The 1209-nt window shown below is 34.5% G+C and carries 2 protein-coding genes; both read right to left on the bottom strand.

The features are described from left to right. Positions 1 to 119: 119 nt before the first annotated feature. Positions 120 to 401, bottom strand: a complete 282-nt coding sequence (locus COZ07_RS07370; protein ID WP_406607927.1) for an HU family DNA-binding protein — start codon at positions 399 to 401, stop codon at positions 120 to 122. A gap of 210 nt (positions 402 to 611) precedes the next feature. Next, entirely contained in the window at positions 612 to 1175 is a 564-nt protein-coding gene (locus COZ07_RS07365; RefSeq protein ID WP_406607926.1) for an NUDIX domain-containing protein, read from the bottom strand. Positions 1176 to 1209 lie beyond the last annotated feature (34 nt).

Here is a 1209-nt window from a genome sequence, read left to right as displayed (position 1 = left end):
AGAGAAAAAATTTTCATACCCCTATTGTAACACACAAAATAATTTTTCCAATTAATTTATAAACTACAAAAAAACCGCCTCGCTAAACGAGGCAGTTTTTAAAACTAAGCCTGAAAAAATTACAAAACCGCTTCCTTAGCCATTTTTGCCAAACGAAATTTGGCCACTGTTTTGGCGGGAATGTTTATTTTTTCTCCTGTTGCCGGATTAACTCCCATTCTAGCTTTTCTGTTAACCTTAACCATTTTCCCAAAACCGGGGAGAACAAATTCTCCGTTATTCTTTACTTCTGAATACGCCATTTCAACCAACGTATCCATAAAACCAATAACATCCTTTTTAGGAAGACCAGTTTTTTCGGCTAACGCACTCATTAGTTGAGCTTTTGTCATTTTTGCCATTTTCTTTTTTTTAATTAATTATTCCCCCTACTATTACATTATAATGATTTTAAAAAGATTTGCAATGCCCCCGAATTAGCTTACCAAAAATATAGCTCTAATGTTTTAATAATTAGTGGTCAATCGTAAATTCGCCAACGCACTGGAAAAGCGTCGCTGTCTTTCATAATTAAAACGCCTACTCCAACCATTGGTCTGTCTTTCATAAAATTATTCATTAAACAAATTATTTTCAATAAAATCAACTGCCTTATTATGATTCACGTCTTTGGCAACCAGCCTTCTTACTTCTTCCAAATTTGCCCATCTGTTTTCATAAAATTCCTCGGCTAATTTTTCCTTGTCTGGATTGAATGTATCTTTGTCCACTTTCACTAAATGCCAAACGTCATAGTGGGCACGGCAAGGCTGTTTTTTTGGGTTATAAATATCGGTAATAGTAAGGATTTGCGGTTCGCTAACTTTCAAGTCTTCATAATTTAGCCCCCATTCTTCGTCAATTTCTCTCTTTAGTGTTTCTTTTAATGTTTCGTCCTTATCAATATGCCCGCCATTCACCAGCCACAATCCAGACTTTTTATGATGTCCGATAAAGATCTCTTTGGCTTTAGGGTCATAAGCGCCAAAGTAAGCGCAAAAATGAGATACTGGATTCTCATCTCTAGTTAGAATCCCCTGTTCCAATCTATCAAGGAATCTTTTGGAAATCTCAGTATTGGAAAATTTTTTCTTGATAACTTCTCTTAACTCAATTGCTAATTTTGAATCAGACATAAAATTATTTTTTTAAATCAAACTGGATTATTTG

The organism is Candidatus Infernicultor aquiphilus (genome assembly GCF_002784285.1).
Taxonomy (GTDB): domain Bacteria; phylum Atribacterota; class Phoenicimicrobiia; order Phoenicimicrobiales; family Phoenicimicrobiaceae; genus Infernicultor; species Infernicultor aquiphilus.
Note: the sequence above shows the minus strand (reverse complement) of the source record. Positions and strands in the feature narration are given on the sequence as shown.

Bases quoted from the DNA above. Each gene is read 5' to 3' on its own strand.
- COZ07_RS07370 (WP_406607927.1), bottom strand. From the start codon at position 401: ATGGCAAAAATGACAAAAGCTCAACTAATGAGTGCGTTAGCCGAAAAA.
- COZ07_RS07365 (WP_406607926.1), bottom strand. From the start codon at position 1,175: ATGTCTGATTCAAAATTAGCAATTGAGTTAAGAGAAGTTATCAAGAAA.